This window comes from Hymenobacter sp. BT730 (genome assembly GCF_030542105.1).
Classification (GTDB): domain Bacteria; phylum Bacteroidota; class Bacteroidia; order Cytophagales; family Hymenobacteraceae; genus Hymenobacter.
Genome location: NZ_JAUOFB010000006.1, coordinates 77,346 through 98,474, shown reverse-complemented (window position 1 = coordinate 98,474; position 21,129 = coordinate 77,346). Strand labels below are relative to the sequence as shown.

Sequence of the window (21,129 nt, the reverse complement as noted above, 5' to 3'; positions counted from 1 at the left end):
CTGTTTCAAAAAAGCCTAAAAAGGCGGCTCCACTTGGGGCTGCCTTTTTTTATGCCTTCGGTAGTGTGGGAATGGCTGGGTTTGTAGGAAAGTCGGGTAGGGGTAATTAGGGAGTAATTAATTGAAATACAGCAATATAGTTGCGCTGATAAAGAGTTAAATGGCTTAAGTCCACCCGTTTTTTCTTTTGGGTTCCTGCACCAGGCAAAAGGCCCCCGCTACTTTCAGGCTGCATACAACCTCAGCATGAAACGAGCACAGGATAAAGTAGTCATCATTACCGGCGGCGCCAGCGGAATTGGCCGGGTTGCGGCCCTACGATTCGCGGCCGAAGGCGCCACCGTCATTATCTGGGATGTGAACCAGGAAAAGGGAGAAGCTACCCGCGCCGAGTTAGAAGCCCAGGTCGGCCGCGCCGCTTTTGCCTTAGTCAATACCACTCAACCCGAGCAGGTACAGGCCGCCGCCCAGGCCGCCCACCAGCAGTTTGGCCGCATCGATGTGCTCATCAACAACGCTGGCATTACCCGCGACGCCACCCTGCGCAAAATGACCCTGCAACAGTGGCAGCAGGTACTCGATGTAAACCTGACCGGCGTGTTCGTCTGCTCCCAGGCTGTGGCACCTTATATGGAGCAGCAGCAGAGCGGCCGCATAATCAACACTTCCTCAGTGGTGGGGCTGTACGGTAACTTCGGGCAGGCCAACTACGCGGCTACCAAGGCCGGCCTCATCGGTCTGACCAAGACGCTGGCCCGCGAGTTGGGCAAGTACAACATCACCGTGAATGCCGTAGCCCCGGGCTTCATTGCCACCGATATGATTGAGACTATACCCGAAAAGGTCATCAATATGCTGAAGGGGCGCACCCCGCTGCGCCGCCTGGGAACCCCCGAGGAAATTGCCGCCGCTTACCTGTTTCTGGCTTCCGATGAGGCCGGGTTTGTGAGCGGTACGGTGCTGAGTGTGGACGGCGCGGTAACCATCTAGCCCGATGCCAGCAACCTCCACCCGCCGCGCCCTCATTACCGCCACCGGCTCCTACGCGCCGGCGCGCGAGTTGCCCAACAGCTACTTTAACGAGTTGCTGGGCGAAGACGTGGACACCTGGCTACGGCAGAACGTGAACATCCACACGCGCCGTTGGTGCGCCGAGGGCGAATCAGTAGCCGATTTGCTGGAGCATGCCGCCAGGCAGGCCCTGAACCGCGCCGGCGTGCGGCCCGATGAGCTGGATCTGCTCATTGTGGCCACCGATACGCCCGAGTATGTGTCGCCGGCCACGGCCACAGTATTGCAGCATCGGCTGGGGGCCACCCGCGCCGGCACCTTCGACTTGAATGCGGCCTGTGCCGGTTTTGTCACGGCGCTGGATGTGGCCGCCAAGTACATCAGCGCCGATACGCGCTACAACCGGGTGCTGGTGCTGGGCGGCTACACCATGAGCAAGTACCTGGACCTGCAGGACAAGAAAACCGTCACGCTCTTTGCCGATGGGGCTGGGGCCGTGCTGCTCACCGCCGCCACCGGCACCGACCGGGGCTTCCTGACCAGCCGCCTGCACACCGAAGGCCAGTACGCCTCCTGGATGGGCATTTACGCTGGCGCCTCTAATCAGCCCATAACGGCCGAAGTAGTGGCCCGCAACGACCACAAGCTGAAGTTTGTGCACCGCTTCCCCAAAGAGCTGAACCCGGACACCTGGACCCGACTGGCCGAGGAAATGGCCACCGATATTGGCGTGCGTCCGCAGGACGTGGACCACTACGTAATGACCCAGCTGAACATTCATGCCATCCACGAAACCCTGGACCGGCTGCAGGTGCCGCGCGAGCGGGCGCCCATCATTATGGACCGCTACGGCTACACCGGCTCAGCCGCCATTCCCATGGCGCTGGATGATGCCGTAACCAACGGCCGCATCCAGGAAAACGACCTTATTTTTCTGATTGGCTCCGGCGGTGGCCTAACCTTCGCGGGCGCTGCGTTCCGATTCTGATAGCCCTTATCTTACCCCATCATGAATAACATAGCTACTCCCGAACAGGTAACCGCCACTGCTCTGCTGCTGGTCGGCTATGCGGCCGTGATTCTGTTTTTCGTGGTGCGCGGGGCGCTACGCATCAAGAGCATGGCTGATTATGCCGTGGGCTCGGTGCGGTTTTCGCCCATAGCGGTGGGACTGTCGTTGGCGGCCTCCATGACCAGCGCGGCTACGTTCATCATCAACCCTGGCTTTATTGCCTTGTATGGCCTAAGTGGGATGCTCTCCTTTGGGGTGGTGATGCCGCTGGCCTCTATGATTTCACTGGTGGTGTTTACCAAAGGCTTTCGCAAGCACGGCCAAACCGTGAAGGCCCTGACGCTGGCGCAGTGGATTGGCTCGCGCTTTCAGAGTACCGGCCTCACGCGCTATTTCGGGTGGCTGTCCTTGTTACTCATCACCTTTATCGTGCTCATTTGTGTAGGCCTCACGCAGGTGCTCAGCAATGCCTTGAATGCGCCGCCGCTGCCGGTGCTGGTGGGGATTGTGGTGTTCATTTTTGGCTACATGATGTTTGGCGGGGCCAACTCCATGGTGTATACCAACACTATTCAGGCCCTGTTGAAGTTGGTGGTAGCGGTGGTGCTGCTTACCTCCGGCTACGAGCATTTCAGCCAGGGCGTGCACGGTTTTCTGGCGAAGCTCGCGGCCATCGACCCCGCCCTGACGCATGCTACCAACCCGCAGAGCTACCTGTTCCGCGACTATTTTGAAATCATTTTCTGCCAGATAGTTATCGGCGTGGCCATTGTGTGCCAGCCCCACCTAATCACCAAATCCCTGCTGCTGGACAACGAGCGGGACGTAAACCGTTACTTGCTCACGGCGGTGCTGGTGCTCACCGTGTTTTTCTCGGTGGTATTTGCCGGCCTCTACGCGCGCCTAGCTTTTCCCGGTTTGCAGCTGAATGGGCAGGAGCTGAAGATGGACAAGATCATGTCGGCGTACGTGGTGCGGGAGTTTCCGGTGTACGTGGGTTTGCTGGTGATTATGGGGCTGATTTCGGCCGGTATTTCCACCCTGGAAAGCCTGATTCAGTCCTTGTCGAGTACCATTACGTCGGATATTATTAAGCCGCTGCTGAGTCCCACGGTATTCAGCGGCACGGGCGGTTTTCGGCGCGAAATCTGGCTGAACCGGCTGGTGATTACGGTCCTGGGCGCGGTGGCCATCTGGCTGTCGTACGACCAGCTGCTGAACGCCAAACTGAGCGTGGCCATCTTCGCGCAGAACGGCGTGTACGCTTATTTCGCGGCGGCTTTTGTGCCCATCAGCTTTGGTATCTTTCTGCGGGATGCCCCGCGCCTGGCCGTTACGGTGGCTTCCGTTACGGCGCTGCTGGTGCATTTTGGCGTGTACTACGGTCGGCTTACGCCTTACATGCAGCTGCCGGTGCGCAACCCCGGTGTATCTGCGGCATTGGGCATTGTGGCCGCTGTGGTCGTGGGGGGCGTGCTGTACCTGGCCCTGCACCGCGCGTCGGTGCCGGAAAAAACCGTGGCGGTAGCCGCTTAGCTTGCCTGTCTTCGTTTCTGATTCCCCATTCCCACCCTCAATTTTCTCCAATCATGTACACCAAAGACTGGGTAGCGAAGTGGGCGCTGTACTCGCCCCACAAGCTGGCGCTGAATGAGCTGGACACGGGCCGCACACGTACCTACGCCGAGCTGAACCAGGCCGCTAACCACCTGGCCACCGAGCTGACCCAACGCCACCGCCTGCGCCCCGGCGACCGGGTAATGGTTATTGCCGAGCATTGCCTGGAGTACGTGACGCTGTTTGTGGCGGCGCAGAAAACCGGCCTGGTGCTGGTGCCCGTGAACTATCGGCTGGCCGGGGCGGAAATTGACTATCTGCTGCAGAACTGCGAGCCGGCGCTGCTGATATACGAGGAACAGTTTGAAGAGAAAGCCTCGCAACTGCCCTCGCTTCTTACGGTGCCTCAGGTGTGGCCATTACAGGAAGTGCGGGCTATCTGTGAGCAGGGGCTGGCGCTACCGCACGTGCCGCTGTTTGTGGGGCTGGAGCCCGACGAAGACGACCCGGTGTTCATCCTGTACACCTCCGGCACTACCGGCTTCCCAAAAGGCGCGCTCTACACGCACCGCATGCTGCTCTGGAACAGCCTGAACACTACCATGAGCCTGGAAATTACGCCCCAGGACACCACCATCAACTGCATGCCGCCTTTCCATACCGGCGGCTGGAACGTGCTGGTTACGCCGTTTCTGCACCGCGGCGCTACGGTGGGGTTGCTCAAGAAATTCCAGCCCGAGCGGATTTTGCAGCTGCTGGAGCAGGAGCGGGCCGACATTTTCATGGGTGTGCCTACCATGCTCAAAATGATGCTGGAAAGCCCGGCTTTTGCCGCTGCCGACCTCAGCAGCCTGCGCTATTTCATTGTGGGTGGCGAGGCGCTGCCGCTGGACGTTATCCGAACCTGGGACCGGAAAGGCATCAAAATCCGACAGGGCTTCGGCCTCACGGAAGTTGGCCCCAACCTGTTTTCCCTGCACCAAGACGATGCCATCCGCAAAATTGGCTCCATCGGTCGGCCCAATTTCTACCTCGATATCAAGCTAATTGACGAGCAGGGCCAGACCGTGGGGCCGAACGAAGTAGGGGAGTTGTGCCTGCGCGGCCCCGTAGTTACGCCCGGCTACTGGCGCAACCCCGAAGCCACCGCCCAGGCCATACCCGACGGCTGGTTCCGCACCGGCGACTTGTTGCGCCAAGACGAGGAAGGCTACCTCTTCGTGATGGACCGCATCAAGAACATGTATATCTCCGGCGGCGAAAACGTGTACCCCGCCGAGATAGAGCGGTTTCTGCTCACGTTCCCGGGCGTGTCGGAAGTGGCAGTGATTGGGGTGCCGGATGCGCGCTGGGGCGAGGTAGGCAAGGCCTTCATCGTGACCAAAGACATTACCATTTCCACCGAGGCGCTGCTGGCCTACTGCGCCGGCAACCTGGCCCGGTTTAAAGTGCCCAGGTACGTGGAGCTGGTGCCAGAGCTGCCCAAAAACGATACCGGCAAAATCAATAAAAAGGTATTGAAAGCCAGCCTATGAACCGCGCCCTCCGCTTTCTGCCCATCCTATTTCTGCTTCTAGCCAGCTACCCGGTTATGAGTTTTCAGACGGAAGAACTGTCGATGCGCGAAGTCATCGGCTCCTACGGCTTGCCCGAGCATACCGCCAAGCTGGCCAGCAACCTGCAAATAGCCTACGTGGATGCCGGCAAAGGCCCGCAAACGCTCATCTTCATTCACGGCCTGAGCAGCTACGTGCGGGCCTGGGAACGGACGATTCCCGAAGTCAGCAAATCAGCACGCTGCCTGGCGCTGGATTTGCCCGGCTATGGTAAGTCGTCCAAAGGCAGCTACCCCGGCACCATGGAGTTTTATGCCGATGTAGTGCACGAGTTTATCCGCAAGCTGAAACTTAAAAATGTGACGCTAGTGGGCCACAGCATGGGCGGGCAGATTGCCGTGACGGCCGCCCTGAAATACCCGCAGGAAATCAAAAAGCTGGTGCTGGTGGCCCCGGCCGGTTTCGAGACGTTTACCGCTTCGGAAGCCCAGGTGCTGCGCAATTTCTACACGGTGGAGTCCATCGTCAACACACCGGAAGCGCAGGTGCGCATGAACCACAAGTACAACTTCTACCAGATGCCAGCCAGCGTGGACCTCTGGATAAAAGAGCGGCTGGCTATGATGCAGTGCGAGGACTTCCGGCAGTACGCGCAAACGGTAGTCAACAGCATGTCGGGCATGCTGGACGGGCCGGTGTTTGAGCGCCTGCCGCAGGTGCAGCAACCCACGCTGGTGGTGTTTGGGGCCGATGATTTCCTGATACCGAACCGGGGGCTGCACCCCACGCTGACTACGGCGCAGGTATCCGCCGCCGGCGTGGCGCGGCTGCCGCAGGTCCGGCAGGTGCTGCTGCCGCAGGCAGGGCACTTTGCGCATTACGAGCAGCCCACGGAATTTAATAAGCTGGTGAAGGAATTTGTGGCGGAATAAAATGGCCCCGGCAACGCATCTTTGCGTTACTGGTTTCCTCCACCACTTTCATTTCCAATGAGCATCATTACTATCAGCAGCCTGGCTGAGCTGGCCCAGTACGAAGGGCAGGACCTGGGCGTAACCGATTTCCACACCATCACCCAGCAGCAGATCAACCAATTTGCTGACGCGACGCTTGACCACCAGTGGATTCATCTGGATGCCGAGCGGGCCAAAACGGAGTCCCCGTTTGGGGCCACTATTGCGCATGGCTACCTCACGGTGTCGTTGCTGCCGTATTTCTGGTGTCAGATTGTGGCCATTGAGAACCTGAAAATGCAGGTGAACTATGAAATCGAAAGCCTTCGGTTTAATCAGGCAGTGCTGGTGAATAGTGAGGTGCGTTTGCACGCCAAGCTGCTTTCAGTAAAAGATCTGCGCGGCATTGCCAAGGCACGCATAGAGGTAACAATGGAAATCAAAGACGTTAAAAAGCCGGCGTACACCGGCGTTATTACGTTCCTGTATCACTTCGTATAGTCGTAGTAATAATGCCACTGGCCCCGCCGGAAACCAATCGGTTTCGGGTGGGGCCAGTGGCATTATTGGCTACAGTACTAGTTCATATCACGCCCATGCCGCCATCTACTACCTGCGTGGTGCCGGTAATAAAGCGGCTTTCGTCACTGGCCAGGAACAATACGAGCTGGCCGATTTCCTCCGGCTGGGCGTAGCGGCCCAGCGGTATGGTGGCAACCAGAGATTTATGGGCGTCCTCGGCGTGACCGGGGGCGAATCCCTCTTCCAAAGAATACATCATGCGGTTTTCTACCGGCGAGGGATGCACGGAGTTTACCCGAATTCGGCGGGGCGCGGCCTCTACGGCTACGGCCCGCATAATCCCCACATCGGCGTGCTTGCTGGTGATGTAGGCACTTACGTTGGGGCTACCGTTGAGGCCCGCCACTGAGGAGGTAATAATCATGCTGGCGCCATCGTTCATCTGGGGCAAGGCGTACTTGGCCCCCAGCCACACGCCGCGAATGTTAACGGCCACAATCCTGTCGAAAACCTCCTCTGGATACTCGGTAATGGGTTTTACCACGCCCTCAATGCCCGCGTTATTGAAAAACACGTCAATCTTGCCGAAGGCTTTTACCGTTTCCCCCACGTATTTCCGGACCTGGTCTGACTGGGTAACATCGGCGACGCAGTAAGTGAGGTTAGCCCCGCCCTGCAGCTCATCGGCGGCCTTTTTCAGGTCGTCTTCTTTGAGGTCTACCAGCACTACTTTAGCTCCTTCCGCCAAAAACAGCTTGGCGGTGGTTTTGCCAATGCTGCCGGCACCGCCCGTAATAACGGCCACTTTGTTTTCCAGTCTTTTCATATCAGCAGAGGAATAATAGAATGATGGATAAATGTGCTTCACTAAGTAAGCAGATATCCAATGGTTTACAACTTAAATTTGGATTAATGACCTCCGCGGTTTTTCTGATGGTTGAATAAAGGACGACTTATTATCGAGCCAATTGAGGGGTGAAAATTGCCGGAAATATTCCTGCATTTCGCGAAGACGAAAGCACTAACTTCGAAGGCGCGCTACCAACCCAATTCCCGCCTGCCCGATGAAAAAGAAACTGGAGAAATTCGCTGATTTCGCGTCGGATGTATTGCCACACGAAATTGCCTGGCTCATGCAGGTGCAGCAGTTTCAGGACGCCGACAACCGGGAAATTCTGCAGACTATTGAACATAACTGCCAGCACCCGCGCACACCGGTAGCGTTTCGCACGGCCATTGATAAGCGCAAGTACTCCAACCTGAAGCAGTGGATTCAGCAGCGGCTGGACAGCATTGACGTGGACAAGCACCTGATCCACATCAACCAGCTGGATCAGAAAATCATGACGGATTCCATCAGCCCCGCGGAGGAAAAAGTGCTGCTGCAGGCTATTGCGCGCTATGATAGGCCGGAATATTACTTCACCAAATTCTATGAGCTGACGCTGAGCTACCGGCAGTTTCTGCTGATCCGGATGCGCTATAAAGACCACCACACGGTGTCGCAGTTCATTGAGCGGCAGCGCCCGAATTACGAGAAGAGCAAGGAGGTATTCCAAAAACTGCACGATGCTACCCTGGACATTACCAGCCAGTACGCACAGAATACCACCGAAAGCCGGCAGTGGGAGCAGTGGTTGCTCGATACCTTTAATGACGAAACGCTGGATGGTTTAAACCGCTATTTCGCGGTGGTGCGGCTTACGTTTCTGTATTTTAATTATTCGGCTTTTGATAAGCTGAAAGAGGTGTACGATGCGCTGGATGTGCTGCTCAAAAAGGGCGTATTTTATTCGCGCCGCATCCTGTTTAATTATTACGCCAATTGCGTATTGCTGCACTCTAAATTCGACGTGCTGCAGCAGGCCGAAGAGTACGGGTATTTATCTATTAAACAGAAAAATACCGACCACTTACATTACCTCAATAATTACAGCGCCATTCTGCTGCGGCAGGGCAAAATACACGAGGCATTGGCTTTAATGAAGCAGTCATTTCCCTCGCTGCGGCACACGAATAACCTGCGGAATAAAATCGGGTTTATGGCTTTTTACATTAAATGCCTGAACCTGAACGGCCAGCCCGCCGACGGCGAAAAAATGGCCGACAGCTTCCTGCGCGATAACAGCAAGGATATTCTGGCGCACCGCTGGCACATCTTTTTCGTGGCCTATTTTCAGTCGTTGGTGCTGCAGGAAAAATATGATAAGCTGCTGAAAGCGTGTCGCAAATTTCAGCTACTGCACAAGGAGGCGGAATACCAGGCGCGGCCTAATTATCTGCCCACGCTGCAGTGGTATTACCACATTAGTAGGTATGTAGAAAACGAAATTGATGACGAGCAATTAGTAGCGAAAATGGTAGAGTCGGGGAGGCCACATTTTGGCAATGCGCACAAGCAGCGCCTGCTGCTGGACCTGCTGGCGGAGGTAAAATCCTGCATTCCGCACCTGTGCGTGCGTATAAAGTCCATGCTGCTGGTCTCGGAGATAAGTGGTTGATAAAAAGATAGTTGTTGATTAAGTGAAGAGGGAAGGTTGGTTAAGTCCACCTTCCTTTTTTAATGCCGTGGAAAGCAGGCGGTTAAGGAGCCCTGTAGATTCAGCCTATACTCTCTCCCAACCCAAACTTCCCACTCAAATAACCCTACCTATTATGGCCTCCAGAATTCTACTAATTCTCCTGCTGAGCACCCAGGCACTGTGGGCCGTGGCCCAGAGCGGCGGCATCCGGGGCCGCGTTACCGATGGAAGTGGGCAGGCCCTGACGGGCGTAAACGTTACGCTCCCCGGCCGCAACATGGGCACTGCCACCGCCTCCGATGGCACTTTTACGCTCAGTGGCATTTCGCCCGGCACGCACACCGTGCGCTTTTCCATGGTAGGCTACCAGCTGCCCGACCGCACCGTGACAGTGGGAGAGGACGTAGCCGACCTGGGCACCGTTACCATGAGCGACGCCTCCGTCATGGCCGGGGAAGTGGTAGTATCGGCCTCGCGCCGGCCTGAGAAGCTAACGGAAGCTCCGGCCACCATCAGCGTTATTAATTCCCGGCAGATTTCGGAGCTGCCTTCCTTTAACGTGGGCGAGTTGCTGGCCCGCCAGAAAGGCGTGGACTACATCCGGACCGGCGTGCTGGGTACGGGCCTGAACGTGCGCGGCTTTAACAGCGCCTTCAACCCCAAAAACCTGCAGATGAATGATGCACGCCTCTCCACGCTCATTGCCACCGGTCTGCCGCTGGGGCCGCTTTCCAGCGTAGTGAAAGAGGATATTGAGCGGGTAGAAGTGATTCTGGGACCATCGGCGGCGCTGTACGGCCCCAATGCCCATAATGGCTTGGTGAACACCCTGAGCAAAGACCCGCGCACTTCCGCCGGTACCACGGCGGCGCTGGGTGTAGGCAACCAAAGCGTGTTTTCGGCCCGCTTCCGGCACGCGCAGATTCTGAATTCCAAGTTCGCCTTTAAGGTGACCGGAGAATACACCAAGGGCATGGATTTCCCTTACGTGGATACCGTGTATTACAACAACACGGCATTTGCCAAAGCCGCTACGCCGACTACGCCCGCCGTGCCACCCAAATTCCACGCTGCCGAGGAGCTGGAACTGGACCGCAGCTTCAAGAGCCTGCACGGCGAAGCAGCCCTGTATTACAGCCTGACCGATAAAGCCGACGTGATTCTGAGCTACGGCGGCAACAACTCCAGCTACGTGGCTCAGACCAACGCCGGCCGCAACCAGATTAAGGACTGGCAGGTGCATTACCTGCACGCCCGCTACGTGTCGCCGCACGTGTTTGCGCAGTTGTACCACACCTGGAGCATGACCGATAAAACCTACGCCATCAACCAGCGCACCCAGAACTACCTGAGCTTTAAGGATGCCGGTTTCAGTGAGGAAGAGGCCCGCCGCCGCTCCTACAGCGAGCAGTGGTTTGGCCAGAACCAGGATGCCGGCATTGCCCTGAAGCGCGGCGCCTTGTTCCGTGATGATTCCCGCCGCATCAATGGGGAGCTGCAGTACAACAACGAGTTCAAAGGCTTTGCCGTGGTGCTGGGCACTCAGTACCAGCGCGACATAGCCGACAGCAAGCACACCTACCTGTTCGACCAGAACGGCGCTATCGTCATCAATCAGATTGGTGCATATGGCCAGGTGGAGCGGGCCTTTGGCTCGGGCTTCAAAGCCATTGTAGCGGCCCGCGCTGACCAGCACGACCGGTACGGCTTCAACTTCATTCCGAAAGCGGCCTTAGTCTGGACGAAAAACGACCAGTCGGTGCGCCTAACCTACGGCCGCGGCATTGCCGCACCCACCATTCTAAACCTGGATGGCTACCTGTTCGGCGGCCTGTTGATTGGCAACGGGGAAGGCTACACGCTCAGCGACGGCACCGTAATCGAAAAGCTAAAAGTAGAAACCATCAACTCGTTTGAAACTGGCTACAAAGGCAAGCTCTCGGAGAAGTTCTTCGTAGATGCCAACGCCTACTACAACGTGTCGGAAAACTTCCTGAGCCCAGCCATCAACATTGCCACGCAGGGCCGCAAAGTGGTGAAGCGCGGCGATACGCCCATCAGTCAGGTAATTCCGGGCACGCCCGATGCCGGTGCGGCGGTACTGCTCACCTACGTGAACTTTGGCAAGGTAAATACCTACGGCGCCGATCTGGGCCTGAACTACTACCTCACCAAAACCGTGGGCCTGGCCCTGAACTACTCCTGGTTCGGCTACGAACTCGACAAGAAAGACCTGCGCAACGACGGCAATAAGGACGGCAAAGTAGTAGCGGAAATCGACCTGCCCATCAACACGCCTGCTCACAAAATGAGCCTGGCCGTGAACTACAGCGGCAAGAAGTTCTTTGGCTCGGTGTTCACGCGCTGGGTACAGGAATATGATTTCTTCTCCGGTATCAACGTAGCTGCCGAGGCCAACCCCGAGCTGGGCATTAAGGAAAACGCGCGCTACGGCCGCACCTGGAACTACGGCCCATTGGGCGGCTTCGTGAACGTAGACCTGAGCGCTGGTTACCGCATCAACACATACCTCACCGCCTCGGCGCAGGTGAGCAATGTATTCGACAGCGAAGTGCGCGAGTTTGTGGCGTCGCCTTTCATCGGCCGCCTGTATTCCGCCGAGCTGAAGGTAATGCTGCCCGCCATGGGCAAATAAGCTACCCCGTTCTTTAACGCCTGTGTAGGCTTAGGAGAACAAAGATTTTGATTTGGTTAAGATGAAAGGCAACGACTTCTGGTCGTTGCCTTCCTCTTTTTAGGACGAATAAAAAATGCGCATCCATCAATAAAGTATTTTCTTCGCCTGTCCGTCTGTATCAGCAGAATGGCAACACTACCTATCACTTACGACGACGCCTCCTTCATGACGGCCGGCCACCAGGATCAGCAGATACAGGAGGCCGTGCGCGCGCAGCGCGGCCGGCTGCTGTCGTTCATCCGCCGGCGTATTCCGGATGAGGCCGATGCGGAAGACGTGCTGCAGGATGTGTTCTACGAGCTGGTGCAAAGCTACCGCATGGTAAAGCCTGTGGAGCAGGTAGCGGCCTGGCTATTTCGCGTGGCCCGCAACAAAATCATCGACCGGTACCGCCGGCCCAAAACCTCTTCCTTAGAAGAAGCTGCCGCCTTCCATGCCACCCAGGACGCGGAAGAATCCTTGCTGTTGGCTGACGTGCTGCCCGCCGCCGACTCTTCCACGGAAACCGCACTGGCCCGTGAGGCCATTATGGAAGCCATTCTGGATGCCCTGGATGAGCTGCCGCCCGCCCAGCGCCAGGTGTTTGTGTGGCATGAGTTCGAAGGCAAAACCTTCCGGCAGATGGAGGAAGAAACCGGCGTGCCCCTTAAAACCCTGATTTCGCGCAAGCACTACGCCGTGCAGCAGCTGCGCACCAAACTGCAGGACCTCTACACCGACCTCTTCACGGATTAAATAAGCCGACGATTTAACGGCTAGTCATACCTCCTTCTCGCACCCCGACAACAACTCATATATGAACCGCTCCTTCTGGCTGCTTCGCGGCCTAAAATTCCTTCTTTTTGCCGCCCTATTTGTGGCGCTGGCCGGCTTTGTAGTGATGAGCCTCTGGAACTGGCTCATGCCCGCCATTTTCGGCCTGCCACTACTCACCTTTGTGCAGGCCCTGGGGCTGCTGGTCCTGAGCCGCATCCTGTTCGGCGGTTTTCACAAAGGTGGGGGAGGCGCTACCTGGAAAGCCCGTGCCCAGGAACATTGGCGCAATAAAATGGAAACCCGCATGCAGGGCATGACGGAAGAAGAGCGGGAGAAATTCCGCCAGAAAATGCGCACCAGCTGCGGCCCGCCGTGGATGCGCATGCCCGCTGAGCAACCTCAGTCTGCTTCCCAAGCCCAATAAACGAAAAGCGGCGACTGAGACATCAGTCGCCGCTTTTTTGTGAAATGCAATCCGTCACTTTCACAGAAACCTTATGAAAGCTGCAACCGAACGTAAGCTGATTCGCTGGCTACACCTGTTGCTCAGCATTCCGATTCTGGGGTTTATCTATGGCCCCGTGGCCAGCATTGCGAGGGCTGCTTTTGCCGTGCGGTTCGTGTTTATGCCGGTGGTAATTCTCTCCGGTTTGTGGCTGTGGAAGGGCCACGTGGTGCGGAAGTGGCTTCGGGTAAAGTCATACTAGGAGAAAGCTACCGGGGAGGCTGGTGATAGATGGGGGTTAGGCCTGATACTCCTGCAAAAGTGTGGCACGGGACGGATGCTCCGCCTTTGCCATGGCCAGAATGAATTCAATCAAGCGCAACTCATTAATGCTGATCATACCCAGCGGAATATTCAGCTCCTGAAACCCCAGGGATTTGGAAAGCTCCGCTAAGGATTGGGAAAGAACCCCTTTGTGGTAGGAGGGTTCGAACTGTTCGGGCACTACCAGGCAAAGGATTTTCTGCCGGTGTACGCTTACTAAATAGGCATCCTGAATTACTTCCCAATTGATAATGCCTTTATAAGTGGTTCTATCAAAAATGCCCACCTCATTGATAATGATTTGCGGGCGACGGTCCAGTAGTTGAAAAATGCCCAGCGGGATACCAAGACCGAAGAACAGAACACAGGCCCAGACGATTAATGGCTGCGTATTTTCCTGCTGAAGCAGCCACACCCCTAAGGCCACAAAAGCGCCAGATCCTAATAAAAGCTTTACTGCTCGCCAAGGTGATTTGTATAGCTTGATTTCCATGGAGGCAAACATAAAAAAGCAGCGGCTGAAAACTCAGCCGCTGCTTTTTTATAGAACAAGAAAGTCTAGAAATTCCGCTCTCCCAGTTCGCGCTTGCCCAACATTACGGCACCCACCATAGCCACTAGGAACAACACCGAGGCCAGCTCAAACGGCAACAGGTATTGAGTGTAAAGCACCATACCCAGCTTATCCACCATGCCAATCTGCGAGTTGAACGTAGCGGCATCGTAACCAGCGGGCTGCACGTCTTTCATGGCGGCTACCATGATGAGCAGCAGCGAGCCACCAGCTACGGCGGCAGCAATTTTGGCCAGTGCAGGTTTATGCGGCTCCGTATCCACGTTCAGGTTCAGGAACATAATCACGAACAGGAACAGCACCATAATAGCGCCGGCGTACACAATGATGTTCACGGCGGCCAGGAACTGCGCGTTCAGCAGCAGGTAGTGCCCCGACAGCGCGAAGAACGTCAGGATCAGGAACAGTACGCTGTGCACCGGGTTTTTGGCAAACACCACGCCCAGCGCGCTCAGCAGCGCCACGAATGCCAGGAAGAGAAAGAGTGGAGACATATCAGAGTAATAATGTGGTGCCGCGCCGGCGCAGCACCATAGAGGAGTTGAATTAAGCCAGCTTGCTGCGCAGCGCCTCGGCCTGTTCCGGCGTCAGCTGAATACCACGGATAGAGCGGGCATCAGGCGACACGGGCTCTACCAGCCGGTCTTTGCCGTAAATGAACTCGTCGCGCTCATAGCGTGGCGGAGCCATTTTATCGGGCTGCAGGTATACGGCGGCTTTCGGGCAGGCTTCTTCGCAGAGGCCGCAGAAAATGCACCGCAGCATATTGATTTCGTAGCTGACGGCGTACTTCTCCTCGCGGTAGAGGCCTTCTTCGCCTTTCTTCCGCTCGCCGGCCACCATGGTAATGGCTTCGGCGGGGCAGGCTACGGCGCAGAGGCCGCAGGCGGTGCACCGCTCCCGGCCCTGCTCGTCGCGCTTGAGCACGTGCAGGCCGCGGAAGATGGGGGAGAAGGGGCGCGTTTCTTCGGGGTAGCGGATGGTGGCCTTCTTCATGAAGAAGTGCCGCATCGTGATGCTTAGCCCCTGGAAAATAGCCGGCAGGTATGCCCGCTCGGCCAGCGTCATCGGCTTTTTCTCCAGTACCTTGGCTCGGTTGGTGAGTTGCATAGTCAGGGAGCAGCTTGGGAGCTACTGATAAGTTACTAAATCACCCCGAACAGGATGAGCCCGCCGGTGATGAGGATATTGATTACGGCCAAGGGAATGAGCATGGTCCAGCCCAGGCGCATCAGTTGGTCGTAGCGGAAGCGCGGGAGAGTCCAGCGAATCCACATGAAGAAGAAGATAAAGGCGAAGATCTTCAGGAACAGACCGGCCGTACCCAGGAAGGTAATCAGGTTCTGAGCTGAAGCCAGCGTCCAATCATGGTTGCTCACCAGCCAGTCGCGCAGCTCGTACTGAAAGGGGAAGTTAAAGCCACCAAAGTACAGCACGCTCATCACGGCTGACACCACGAAGATGTTCACGTACTCCGAGAACAGGTATAGGCCCAGCTTCATGGAAGAATACTCCGTGTGGTAGCCGCCTACTAGCTCCGTCTCGCACTCGGGCAAGTCGAAGGGCGTACGGTTGGTTTCGGCAAAAGCGCACACCAGGAAGATGATAAAGCCCAAAGGCTGTTTCACAATGTTCCAGAAGTGCCACTCACCGGCAATGGACTGCTGCAGCGTGATTTCGCGCAGCGACAACGTGCCGGAAATCATCAGCACCGCAATCAGCGACATGCCCATGGCCAGCTCGTAGCTGATGTTCTGGGAAGCTGCCCGGATGGCGCCCAGTAGTGAGAACTTGTTGTTGGAAGCCCAGCCGCCAATCATCACGCCATATACGCCCAGCGAAACCACGCCGAAGATCCACAGCATGCCGATGTTCACCTCAATTCCCTGAAGGAAAAAGAGGTTGTTGCCGAAGCTTACGTTGTTACCGAACGGAATAACCGCCGACGACATGAGGGCCGTAATCATGGCCAGGCAGGGGCCGAAGATGAACAGAGCCTTATTGGCGCCACCGGGGAAGAATTCTTCCTTCGTGAACATCTTCACCGCATCGGCCAGGGGTTGGGCCAGGCCATAGGGGCCGGCACGGTCCGGGCCCACGCGGTCCTGTAGAAACGCGGCAATTACCCGCTCAGCGTAGGTGCAATACGTAGCAATCAGCAGCGAAAGCGCGAATACAACGAAGATGACGATGGATTGCCAGCCCAGGGTTGGTATTTCTATCATGGGAGAGTTGCTTGCTTAAAATCACCCTCAGAAAAGGGTGGCAGAACCGTGTATACTAAACCTAGTTACCCAGTTTCATGGGCGGATTCTGCTCCAAATCACGAATAGAGCTTTCGGGCAAATCAGCAATTACCTGCGGATTCACGACGGGCAGCTCGTAGTGGTTGGCCGAAATAACCGAGGAACGGTCAATGTGGGCCGGGCCCTCGATGGTCCAGTCAGCGGTTTCCTTTTTGTCGAAGCGGCAGGTGTTGCAGATCCACTCTTTTACCTCGCCGTACTCGTCCTTGCGGGCCGTTACGCGGAGCACATCTTTGCCTTTGTACCAGAGTACCACGCGGCCGCCGCACTTCTCGTTCTCACAGTCGCGGTGCGCATTCACGGGCTTCGTGAACCACACGCGCTGCTTAAAGCGGAAGGTTTTATCGGTCAGAGCGCCTACCGGGCACACATCAATAACGTTGCCGGAGAAGTCATTGTCGATGATGTTCTCGATGTACGTGCCGATTTCAGCGGCGTCGCCACGGCCCAGTACGCCATGCACGCGCTTGTCGGTCAGCTGGTCGGCGGTGTACACACAGCGGTAGCACAGGATGCAACGCGTCATATGCAGCTGAATCAGCGGCCCAATGTCGATTTTCTCGAAGGTGCGGCGCTCCTCTACGTAGCGGGTGGTGCTTACACCGTGCTCGTAGGCGAAGTTCTGCAGGTCGCACTCTCCGGCCTGGTCGCAAACGGGGCAGTCCAGTGGGTGGTTGATGAGCAGCATCTCCACAATGCCTTTGCGCACGTCCATTACCTGCTCAGACGTAGTGTTTTCCACTATCATCCCATCCTGCACGGGCGTTACGCACGAGGCCACCAGCTTGGGCATGGGGCGCGGGTCCTTGGCCGAGCCGGCGGCTACGCGCACCAGGCAGGCGCGGCACTTGCCGCCCGAGCCTTTCAGGGGCGTGTAGTAGCACATGGCCGGGGGCACAATGCTGCCGCCAATCTGGCGGGCTGCGTTGAGGATGGTGGTTCCGTCCGGAACTTCCACCTCGATGCCGTCGAAGGTTATTTTAGCCATTATTCAAAGCTTCCGTGAGGGAAGAGAAAGTCAATTACCAGAAAATTAAACCAACACGGCCTTGCCGGGGAATACTGCGCCGGGCTGCACAGCATCTTTGGCGTTGGTCACGTGCCATTCAAACTCCTCGCGGAAGTGGCGCACAGCGGCAGCAACCGGCCAGGCAGCCGCTTCGCCCAGCGGGCAAATGGTGTTGCCTTCGATTTGCTTGGCTACACTCACCAGCAGGTCGATGTCTTCCATGCGGCCGTGCCCGTACTCCAGGCGGTGGAGCACTTTCTCCAGCCAGCCCGTACCCTCGCGGCAGGGCGAGCATTGCCCGCACGACTCGTGGTGGTAGAAGCGGGAGAAGTTCCAGGTGTTGCGCACGATGCAGGTCGTCTCGTCCATGGCAATAAAGCCACCTGAGCCCAGCATGGTACCCGTCACGAAACCACCATCCGATAACGACTCATAAGTCATCAGGCGGTTTTCACCAGCGGCGGTTTTGAGGATAAGCTCTTTGGGCAGAATCGGCACGGAAGAGCCCCCGGCTACTACCGCCTTCAGCTCCCGGCCTTTCCAGATGCCGCCACAGTACTCATCGGAATAGATGAATTCTTCAACGGGCAGGCCCAGCTCAATTTCGTAGATGCCCGGCTTGTTGAGGTGGCCGCAGGCCGAAATCAGCTTGGTACCGGTGCTCCGGCCAACTCCGATTTTAGCGTATTCCTCGCCACCCTCGTTCACAATTACCGGCACCGCGGCAATAGATTCCACGTTGTTTACCACCGTGGGGCGGGCGTACAGGCCCTGCACGGCCGGGAATGGGGGCTTGTTGCGCGGGTTGCCGCGCTTGCCTTCCAAGGATTCCAGCAGAGCCGTTTCCTCACCGCAGATGTAAGCGCCACCACCGGGATGCACGTACAGGTCCAGGTCGTAGCCCGAGCCCAATATGTTCTTGCCCAGGTAACCGGCCGCGTAGGCTTCGGCAATGGCTTTTTCTAGGATGCGCAGCACGTACAACAACTCCCCGCGGATGTAGATGTACGAGGTGTTGGCGCCCAGCGCGTAGGAGCTCGTAATCATGCCCTCGATGAGCAGGTGCGGCAGCTTCGACATCAGCTGACGGTCCTTGAAGGTGCCCGGCTCCGATTCGTCGGCGTTGCAGACGAGGTAGCGCGGAACGCCTTCAGGCTTGGCCAGGAAGCTCCACTTCATGCCCGTGGGGAAGCCAGCGCCGCCGCGGCCCCGCAGGCCCGACTTCTTCACTTCTTCCACCACCTCATCGGGCGTCATGGTTTTGATGGCCTTCTCCACCGAGCGGTACCCGCCATGCTTGCGGTATACCTCCAGGGTTTCGATGCCTTCAACGTTAATATGTTCGGTCAGCAGTTTGCGTCCCATAAGTTCTGAGCGGTAAGCTGAAAGACGTTAGTTGTTGGCCAGCGCGTTTGGGAGGCCATTTTCTTCCCACGGCAGCGCCGGGCGGTGTACCTGGTTGCGCAGCTCCAGGAGCATAGCATCCACGGCTTCCTGGGTGTCCAGCTGCTCGTAGTACTTCTCGCGCACCTGCACAATGGGGGCAAAGCCGCAGGCGGCCAAGCACTCCACTTCTTTTAGGGTAAACAAACCGTCTTCTGACGGGGCGCCGCCTACTTTAGCGCCGGTGATGCGCTCCAGATGAGCGGTCAGCTCATCGGAGCCGCGCAGCATGCAGGGGCCCGTGCGGCAGATTTCCAGCACGTGCTTGCCTACCGGCTTCAGGTTGAACATGGTGTAGAACGTCGACACCTCGTACACCTCAATCGGGGCCAGGCCCAGTACTTCGGCCACCAGGTCCTGTACTTCGGGGCTTACCCAGCCGCCAAATTCTGCCTGGGCAATGTGCAGCACAGGCAGCAGGGCCGACTTGCGGCGCTCTTCAGGATATTGCTTGCAAATGCGCGCAATTTCGGCCTTCGCAGCTTCAGAAAATTGCGGCTTAGCGGGCGCAGTAGTCGGTTCCATATCAGTCAAATTCAGCAAAAAACTACGCGTCCAGCTCCCCGGCAATAACGTTCATCGACGACAAGGTCACGATGGCGTCGGAGAGGGTTGAGCCCACCACCATTTCGGGGTAAGCCTGGTAGTAGATAAAGCAAGGGCGGCGGAAATGCAGGCGGTAGGGCGTGCGGCCCCCGTCCGAAACGAGGTAGAAGCCAAGCTCGCCGTTACCACCTTCCACGGAGTGATACACTTCACCCACCGGCGCTTCAATCTCACCCATGATGATTTTGAAGTGGTAGATAAGGGCCTCCATGTTCTGGTACACGGCCTGCTTGGGTGGCAGGTAGTAATGCGGCGCATCGGCGTGGAAGGGGCCTTCCGGCAGGTTTTCCAAGGCCTGATTGATAATGCGCAGGCTCTGCCAAATTTCCTCGTTGCGCACCAGGAAACGGTCGTAGGTGTCGCCGTTGGTGCCCACCGGAATTTCAAAATCGAAATCCTGATAGGAAGAGTAGGGGTTCATCACCCGCACGTCGTAGTCGACGCCGGCGGCGCGCAGGTTGGGGCCCGTGAAGCCGTAGTTCAGTGCCTTTTCCGCCGTGATACCGCCCACGTTCTGGGTGCGGTCCATGAAGATGCGGTTGCGGTTGAACATCTTCTCAAACTCCCGCATCACAGCCGGGAAGGTCTTCAGCCAGTCGCGCAGCTTCTGCAGGGCAACGGGCGTAAAGTCACGCTCCATGCCACCCACACGGCCCATGTTAGTGGTGAGGCGGGCACCGCAGATTTCCTCGTAAATCTCATACACCTTCTCACGCTCCTGAAACACATACAGGAAGCCCGTAAATGCGCCGGTATCTACCCCCAGAATGGAGTTGCAGATGAGGTGGTCGGTGATACGCGCCAGCTCCATCACAATCACGCGCATATACTGGGCGCGGGTGGGCACCGTAACGCCCAGCAGCTTCTCTACCGTCATGTGCCAGCCCATGTTGTTGATGGGCGACGAACAGTAGTTCATACGGTCCGTCAGGGGCGTAATCTGGTAGAAAGGCCGGCGCTCAGCAATTTTCTCGAAGGCGCGGTGGATGTAGCCGATAGTGGGCACGCCCGAAATAATTCGCTCTCCGTCCATCTGCAGAATATTCTGGAAGATGCCGTGGGTAGCGGGGTGCGTGGGCCCCAGGTTCAGCGTGGTCAGCTCCTGGTTGAAGTCGTTGACGGCCGGGTGCATCGGGTTGATGCGCGCATCCTGCTCCTTCGCTGACTCAATGATTTTATGGGTGCCTTCCAGCGTGTCGTTTACTGCCATGATAAAGGTATCAGGGGCCTAGCGGCCGAAGAAAAGGTCGGTTTTGTCTTCGCGGGTACCGTCCTCCAGCGCATACTCTTTGCGCATGGGGTAGTAGTCCATGTCCTCCACATTGAGGATGCGAATGAGGTTAGGATGCCCGGGGAACAGAATGCCGAAGTAGTCATAAGCCTCGCGCTCCATCCAGTTGGCCGTAGCGTAGATGTCCGTCATCGTGGGCACTACGGGGTCGGCAATGGGGAAGAAAATTTTCAGGCGTAGACGGATGTTGTGCACCAGGCTGTGCAGCATGTAGACCATGCCCAGCTCCTCGCCTTCACGCTCCGGCCAGTGCATGCCGCACATGGTGGTGAGGAAGTTGAGCTGCAATTCCTGGTCCTGTTGCAGGCCGGCCAGGATATCGTGAATCCGCTCACGCGTGGTGGTCACCGTCAGCATGCCGTAGGGCTCCTCTACATCGGTAAAGGCATCGGCCCCGAACAAGCGGTGCAGCAAAGCCAGCAGCTGCGCGTTTTTCTGCGCGGCCGGGTCCAGTGCCGCGGCAGTTTCCTGGGCAGCGGGAGATTCTTCGTTCTGTTCAGCCATTCTGGTGGAAGAAGCTAGAGGAGAGAAGGGCAGCGAGGAG

At 57.1% G+C, this 21,129-nt stretch carries 21 protein-coding genes; 11 read left to right on the top strand and 10 right to left on the bottom strand.

Annotation, left to right across the window (positions count from 1 at the left end; all coding sequences use genetic code 11):
- The first annotated feature begins 246 nt into the window (after positions 1 to 246).
- The 6 genes from fabG to Q4G72_RS15090 are packed head-to-tail and all read left to right on the top strand — an operon-like array spanning position 247 to position 6,590.
- Positions 247 to 990 (top strand): 3-oxoacyl-ACP reductase FabG, encoded by a 744-nt coding sequence (gene fabG, locus Q4G72_RS15115; protein ID WP_303312266.1) that lies wholly within the window; start codon positions 247 to 249, stop codon positions 988 to 990.
- A 4-nt stretch (positions 991 to 994) separates the two neighbouring features.
- Positions 995 to 1,999: a 3-oxoacyl-ACP synthase III family protein gene (locus tag Q4G72_RS15110; protein WP_303312265.1), complete on the top strand. Its 1,005-nt coding sequence runs from the start codon at positions 995 to 997 to the stop codon at positions 1,997 to 1,999.
- A gap of 21 nt (positions 2,000 to 2,020) precedes the next feature.
- Positions 2,021 to 3,559, top strand: coding sequence for a sodium:solute symporter family transporter (locus tag Q4G72_RS15105; RefSeq protein ID WP_303312264.1), 1,539 nt, complete (start codon positions 2,021 to 2,023; stop codon positions 3,557 to 3,559).
- 53 nt (positions 3,560 to 3,612) lie between these two features.
- A complete protein-coding gene (locus Q4G72_RS15100; protein WP_303312263.1) occupies positions 3,613 to 5,115 on the top strand; it encodes an acyl-CoA synthetase in 1,503 nt (500 codons plus the stop codon).
- The gene (locus tag Q4G72_RS15095) at positions 5,112 to 6,068 is read left to right on the top strand and encodes an alpha/beta fold hydrolase (RefSeq protein WP_303312262.1); all 957 of its coding nucleotides are present in this window, start codon (positions 5,112 to 5,114) and stop codon (positions 6,066 to 6,068) included. The genes Q4G72_RS15100 and Q4G72_RS15095 overlap by 4 nt, the downstream gene beginning before the upstream one ends.
- A gap of 57 nt (positions 6,069 to 6,125) precedes the next feature.
- Positions 6,126 to 6,590: a MaoC family dehydratase gene (locus Q4G72_RS15090; protein WP_303312261.1), complete on the top strand. Its 465-nt coding sequence runs from the start codon at positions 6,126 to 6,128 to the stop codon at positions 6,588 to 6,590.
- 82 nt (positions 6,591 to 6,672) lie between these two features.
- Here the strand turns inward: Q4G72_RS15090 and Q4G72_RS15085 are convergent, their stop codons facing one another.
- On the bottom strand, positions 6,673 to 7,437 hold the full coding sequence (locus tag Q4G72_RS15085; protein ID WP_303312260.1) for an SDR family NAD(P)-dependent oxidoreductase: 765 nt from the start codon (positions 7,435 to 7,437) through the stop codon (positions 6,673 to 6,675).
- Between the two features lie 238 nt (positions 7,438 to 7,675).
- Between Q4G72_RS15085 and Q4G72_RS15080 the strand changes: the two genes are divergently transcribed.
- The 5 genes from Q4G72_RS15080 (at position 7,676) to Q4G72_RS15060 (ending at position 13,294) form a co-directional block, all read left to right on the top strand.
- Positions 7,676 to 9,112: a hypothetical protein gene (locus tag Q4G72_RS15080; RefSeq protein ID WP_303312259.1), complete on the top strand. Its 1,437-nt coding sequence runs from the start codon at positions 7,676 to 7,678 to the stop codon at positions 9,110 to 9,112.
- A 154-nt stretch (positions 9,113 to 9,266) separates the two neighbouring features.
- On the top strand, positions 9,267 to 11,789 hold the full coding sequence (locus Q4G72_RS15075) for a TonB-dependent receptor (protein WP_303312258.1): 2,523 nt from the start codon (positions 9,267 to 9,269) through the stop codon (positions 11,787 to 11,789).
- Positions 11,790 to 11,957: 168 nt separating this feature from the next.
- Positions 11,958 to 12,566 (top strand): RNA polymerase sigma factor, encoded by a 609-nt coding sequence (locus tag Q4G72_RS15070; RefSeq protein WP_303312257.1) that lies wholly within the window; start codon positions 11,958 to 11,960, stop codon positions 12,564 to 12,566.
- A gap of 61 nt (positions 12,567 to 12,627) precedes the next feature.
- Positions 12,628 to 13,011: a hypothetical protein gene (locus Q4G72_RS15065; protein ID WP_303312256.1), complete on the top strand. Its 384-nt coding sequence runs from the start codon at positions 12,628 to 12,630 to the stop codon at positions 13,009 to 13,011.
- A gap of 73 nt (positions 13,012 to 13,084) precedes the next feature.
- The gene (locus Q4G72_RS15060; RefSeq protein WP_303312255.1) at positions 13,085 to 13,294 is read left to right on the top strand and encodes a hypothetical protein; all 210 of its coding nucleotides are present in this window, start codon (positions 13,085 to 13,087) and stop codon (positions 13,292 to 13,294) included.
- 36 nt (positions 13,295 to 13,330) lie between these two features.
- On the opposite strand, the gene Q4G72_RS15055 is transcribed toward Q4G72_RS15060, so the two are convergent.
- From Q4G72_RS15055 to Q4G72_RS15015, 9 genes are all read right to left on the bottom strand, one after another.
- The gene (locus tag Q4G72_RS15055; RefSeq protein ID WP_303312254.1) at positions 13,331 to 13,849 is read right to left on the bottom strand and encodes an STM3941 family protein; all 519 of its coding nucleotides are present in this window, start codon (positions 13,847 to 13,849) and stop codon (positions 13,331 to 13,333) included.
- A gap of 65 nt (positions 13,850 to 13,914) precedes the next feature.
- Positions 13,915 to 14,424 (bottom strand): NADH-quinone oxidoreductase subunit J family protein, encoded by a 510-nt coding sequence (locus tag Q4G72_RS15050; RefSeq protein ID WP_044511878.1) that lies wholly within the window; start codon positions 14,422 to 14,424, stop codon positions 13,915 to 13,917.
- A gap of 52 nt (positions 14,425 to 14,476) precedes the next feature.
- Positions 14,477 to 15,040 carry a NuoI/complex I 23 kDa subunit family protein gene (locus Q4G72_RS15045; protein WP_303312253.1) on the bottom strand — a complete coding sequence of 188 codons (564 nt, stop codon included), beginning with the start codon at positions 15,038 to 15,040 and terminating at the stop codon, positions 14,477 to 14,479.
- A gap of 35 nt (positions 15,041 to 15,075) precedes the next feature.
- Positions 15,076 to 16,155: an NADH-quinone oxidoreductase subunit NuoH gene (gene nuoH, locus Q4G72_RS15040; protein WP_502213688.1), complete on the bottom strand. Its 1,080-nt coding sequence runs from the start codon at positions 16,153 to 16,155 to the stop codon at positions 15,076 to 15,078.
- A gap of 61 nt (positions 16,156 to 16,216) precedes the next feature.
- Positions 16,217 to 17,224 (bottom strand): NADH-quinone oxidoreductase subunit G, encoded by a 1,008-nt coding sequence (locus Q4G72_RS15035; RefSeq protein WP_303312252.1) that lies wholly within the window; start codon positions 17,222 to 17,224, stop codon positions 16,217 to 16,219.
- A 45-nt stretch (positions 17,225 to 17,269) separates the two neighbouring features.
- Positions 17,270 to 18,610 carry an NADH-quinone oxidoreductase subunit NuoF gene (gene nuoF, locus Q4G72_RS15030; protein ID WP_303312251.1) on the bottom strand — a complete coding sequence of 447 codons (1,341 nt, stop codon included), beginning with the start codon at positions 18,608 to 18,610 and terminating at the stop codon, positions 17,270 to 17,272.
- Between the two features lie 27 nt (positions 18,611 to 18,637).
- A complete protein-coding gene (locus Q4G72_RS15025; RefSeq protein ID WP_303312250.1) occupies positions 18,638 to 19,213 on the bottom strand; it encodes an NADH-quinone oxidoreductase subunit NuoE family protein in 576 nt (191 codons plus the stop codon).
- Positions 19,214 to 19,235: 22 nt separating this feature from the next.
- Positions 19,236 to 20,426: an NADH dehydrogenase (quinone) subunit D gene (gene nuoD, locus Q4G72_RS15020; protein ID WP_044516265.1), complete on the bottom strand. Its 1,191-nt coding sequence runs from the start codon at positions 20,424 to 20,426 to the stop codon at positions 19,236 to 19,238.
- A 96-nt stretch (positions 20,427 to 20,522) separates the two neighbouring features.
- The gene (locus Q4G72_RS15015; protein WP_303312249.1) at positions 20,523 to 21,089 is read right to left on the bottom strand and encodes an NADH-quinone oxidoreductase subunit C; all 567 of its coding nucleotides are present in this window, start codon (positions 21,087 to 21,089) and stop codon (positions 20,523 to 20,525) included.
- Positions 21,090 to 21,129: the final 40 nt, after the last annotated feature.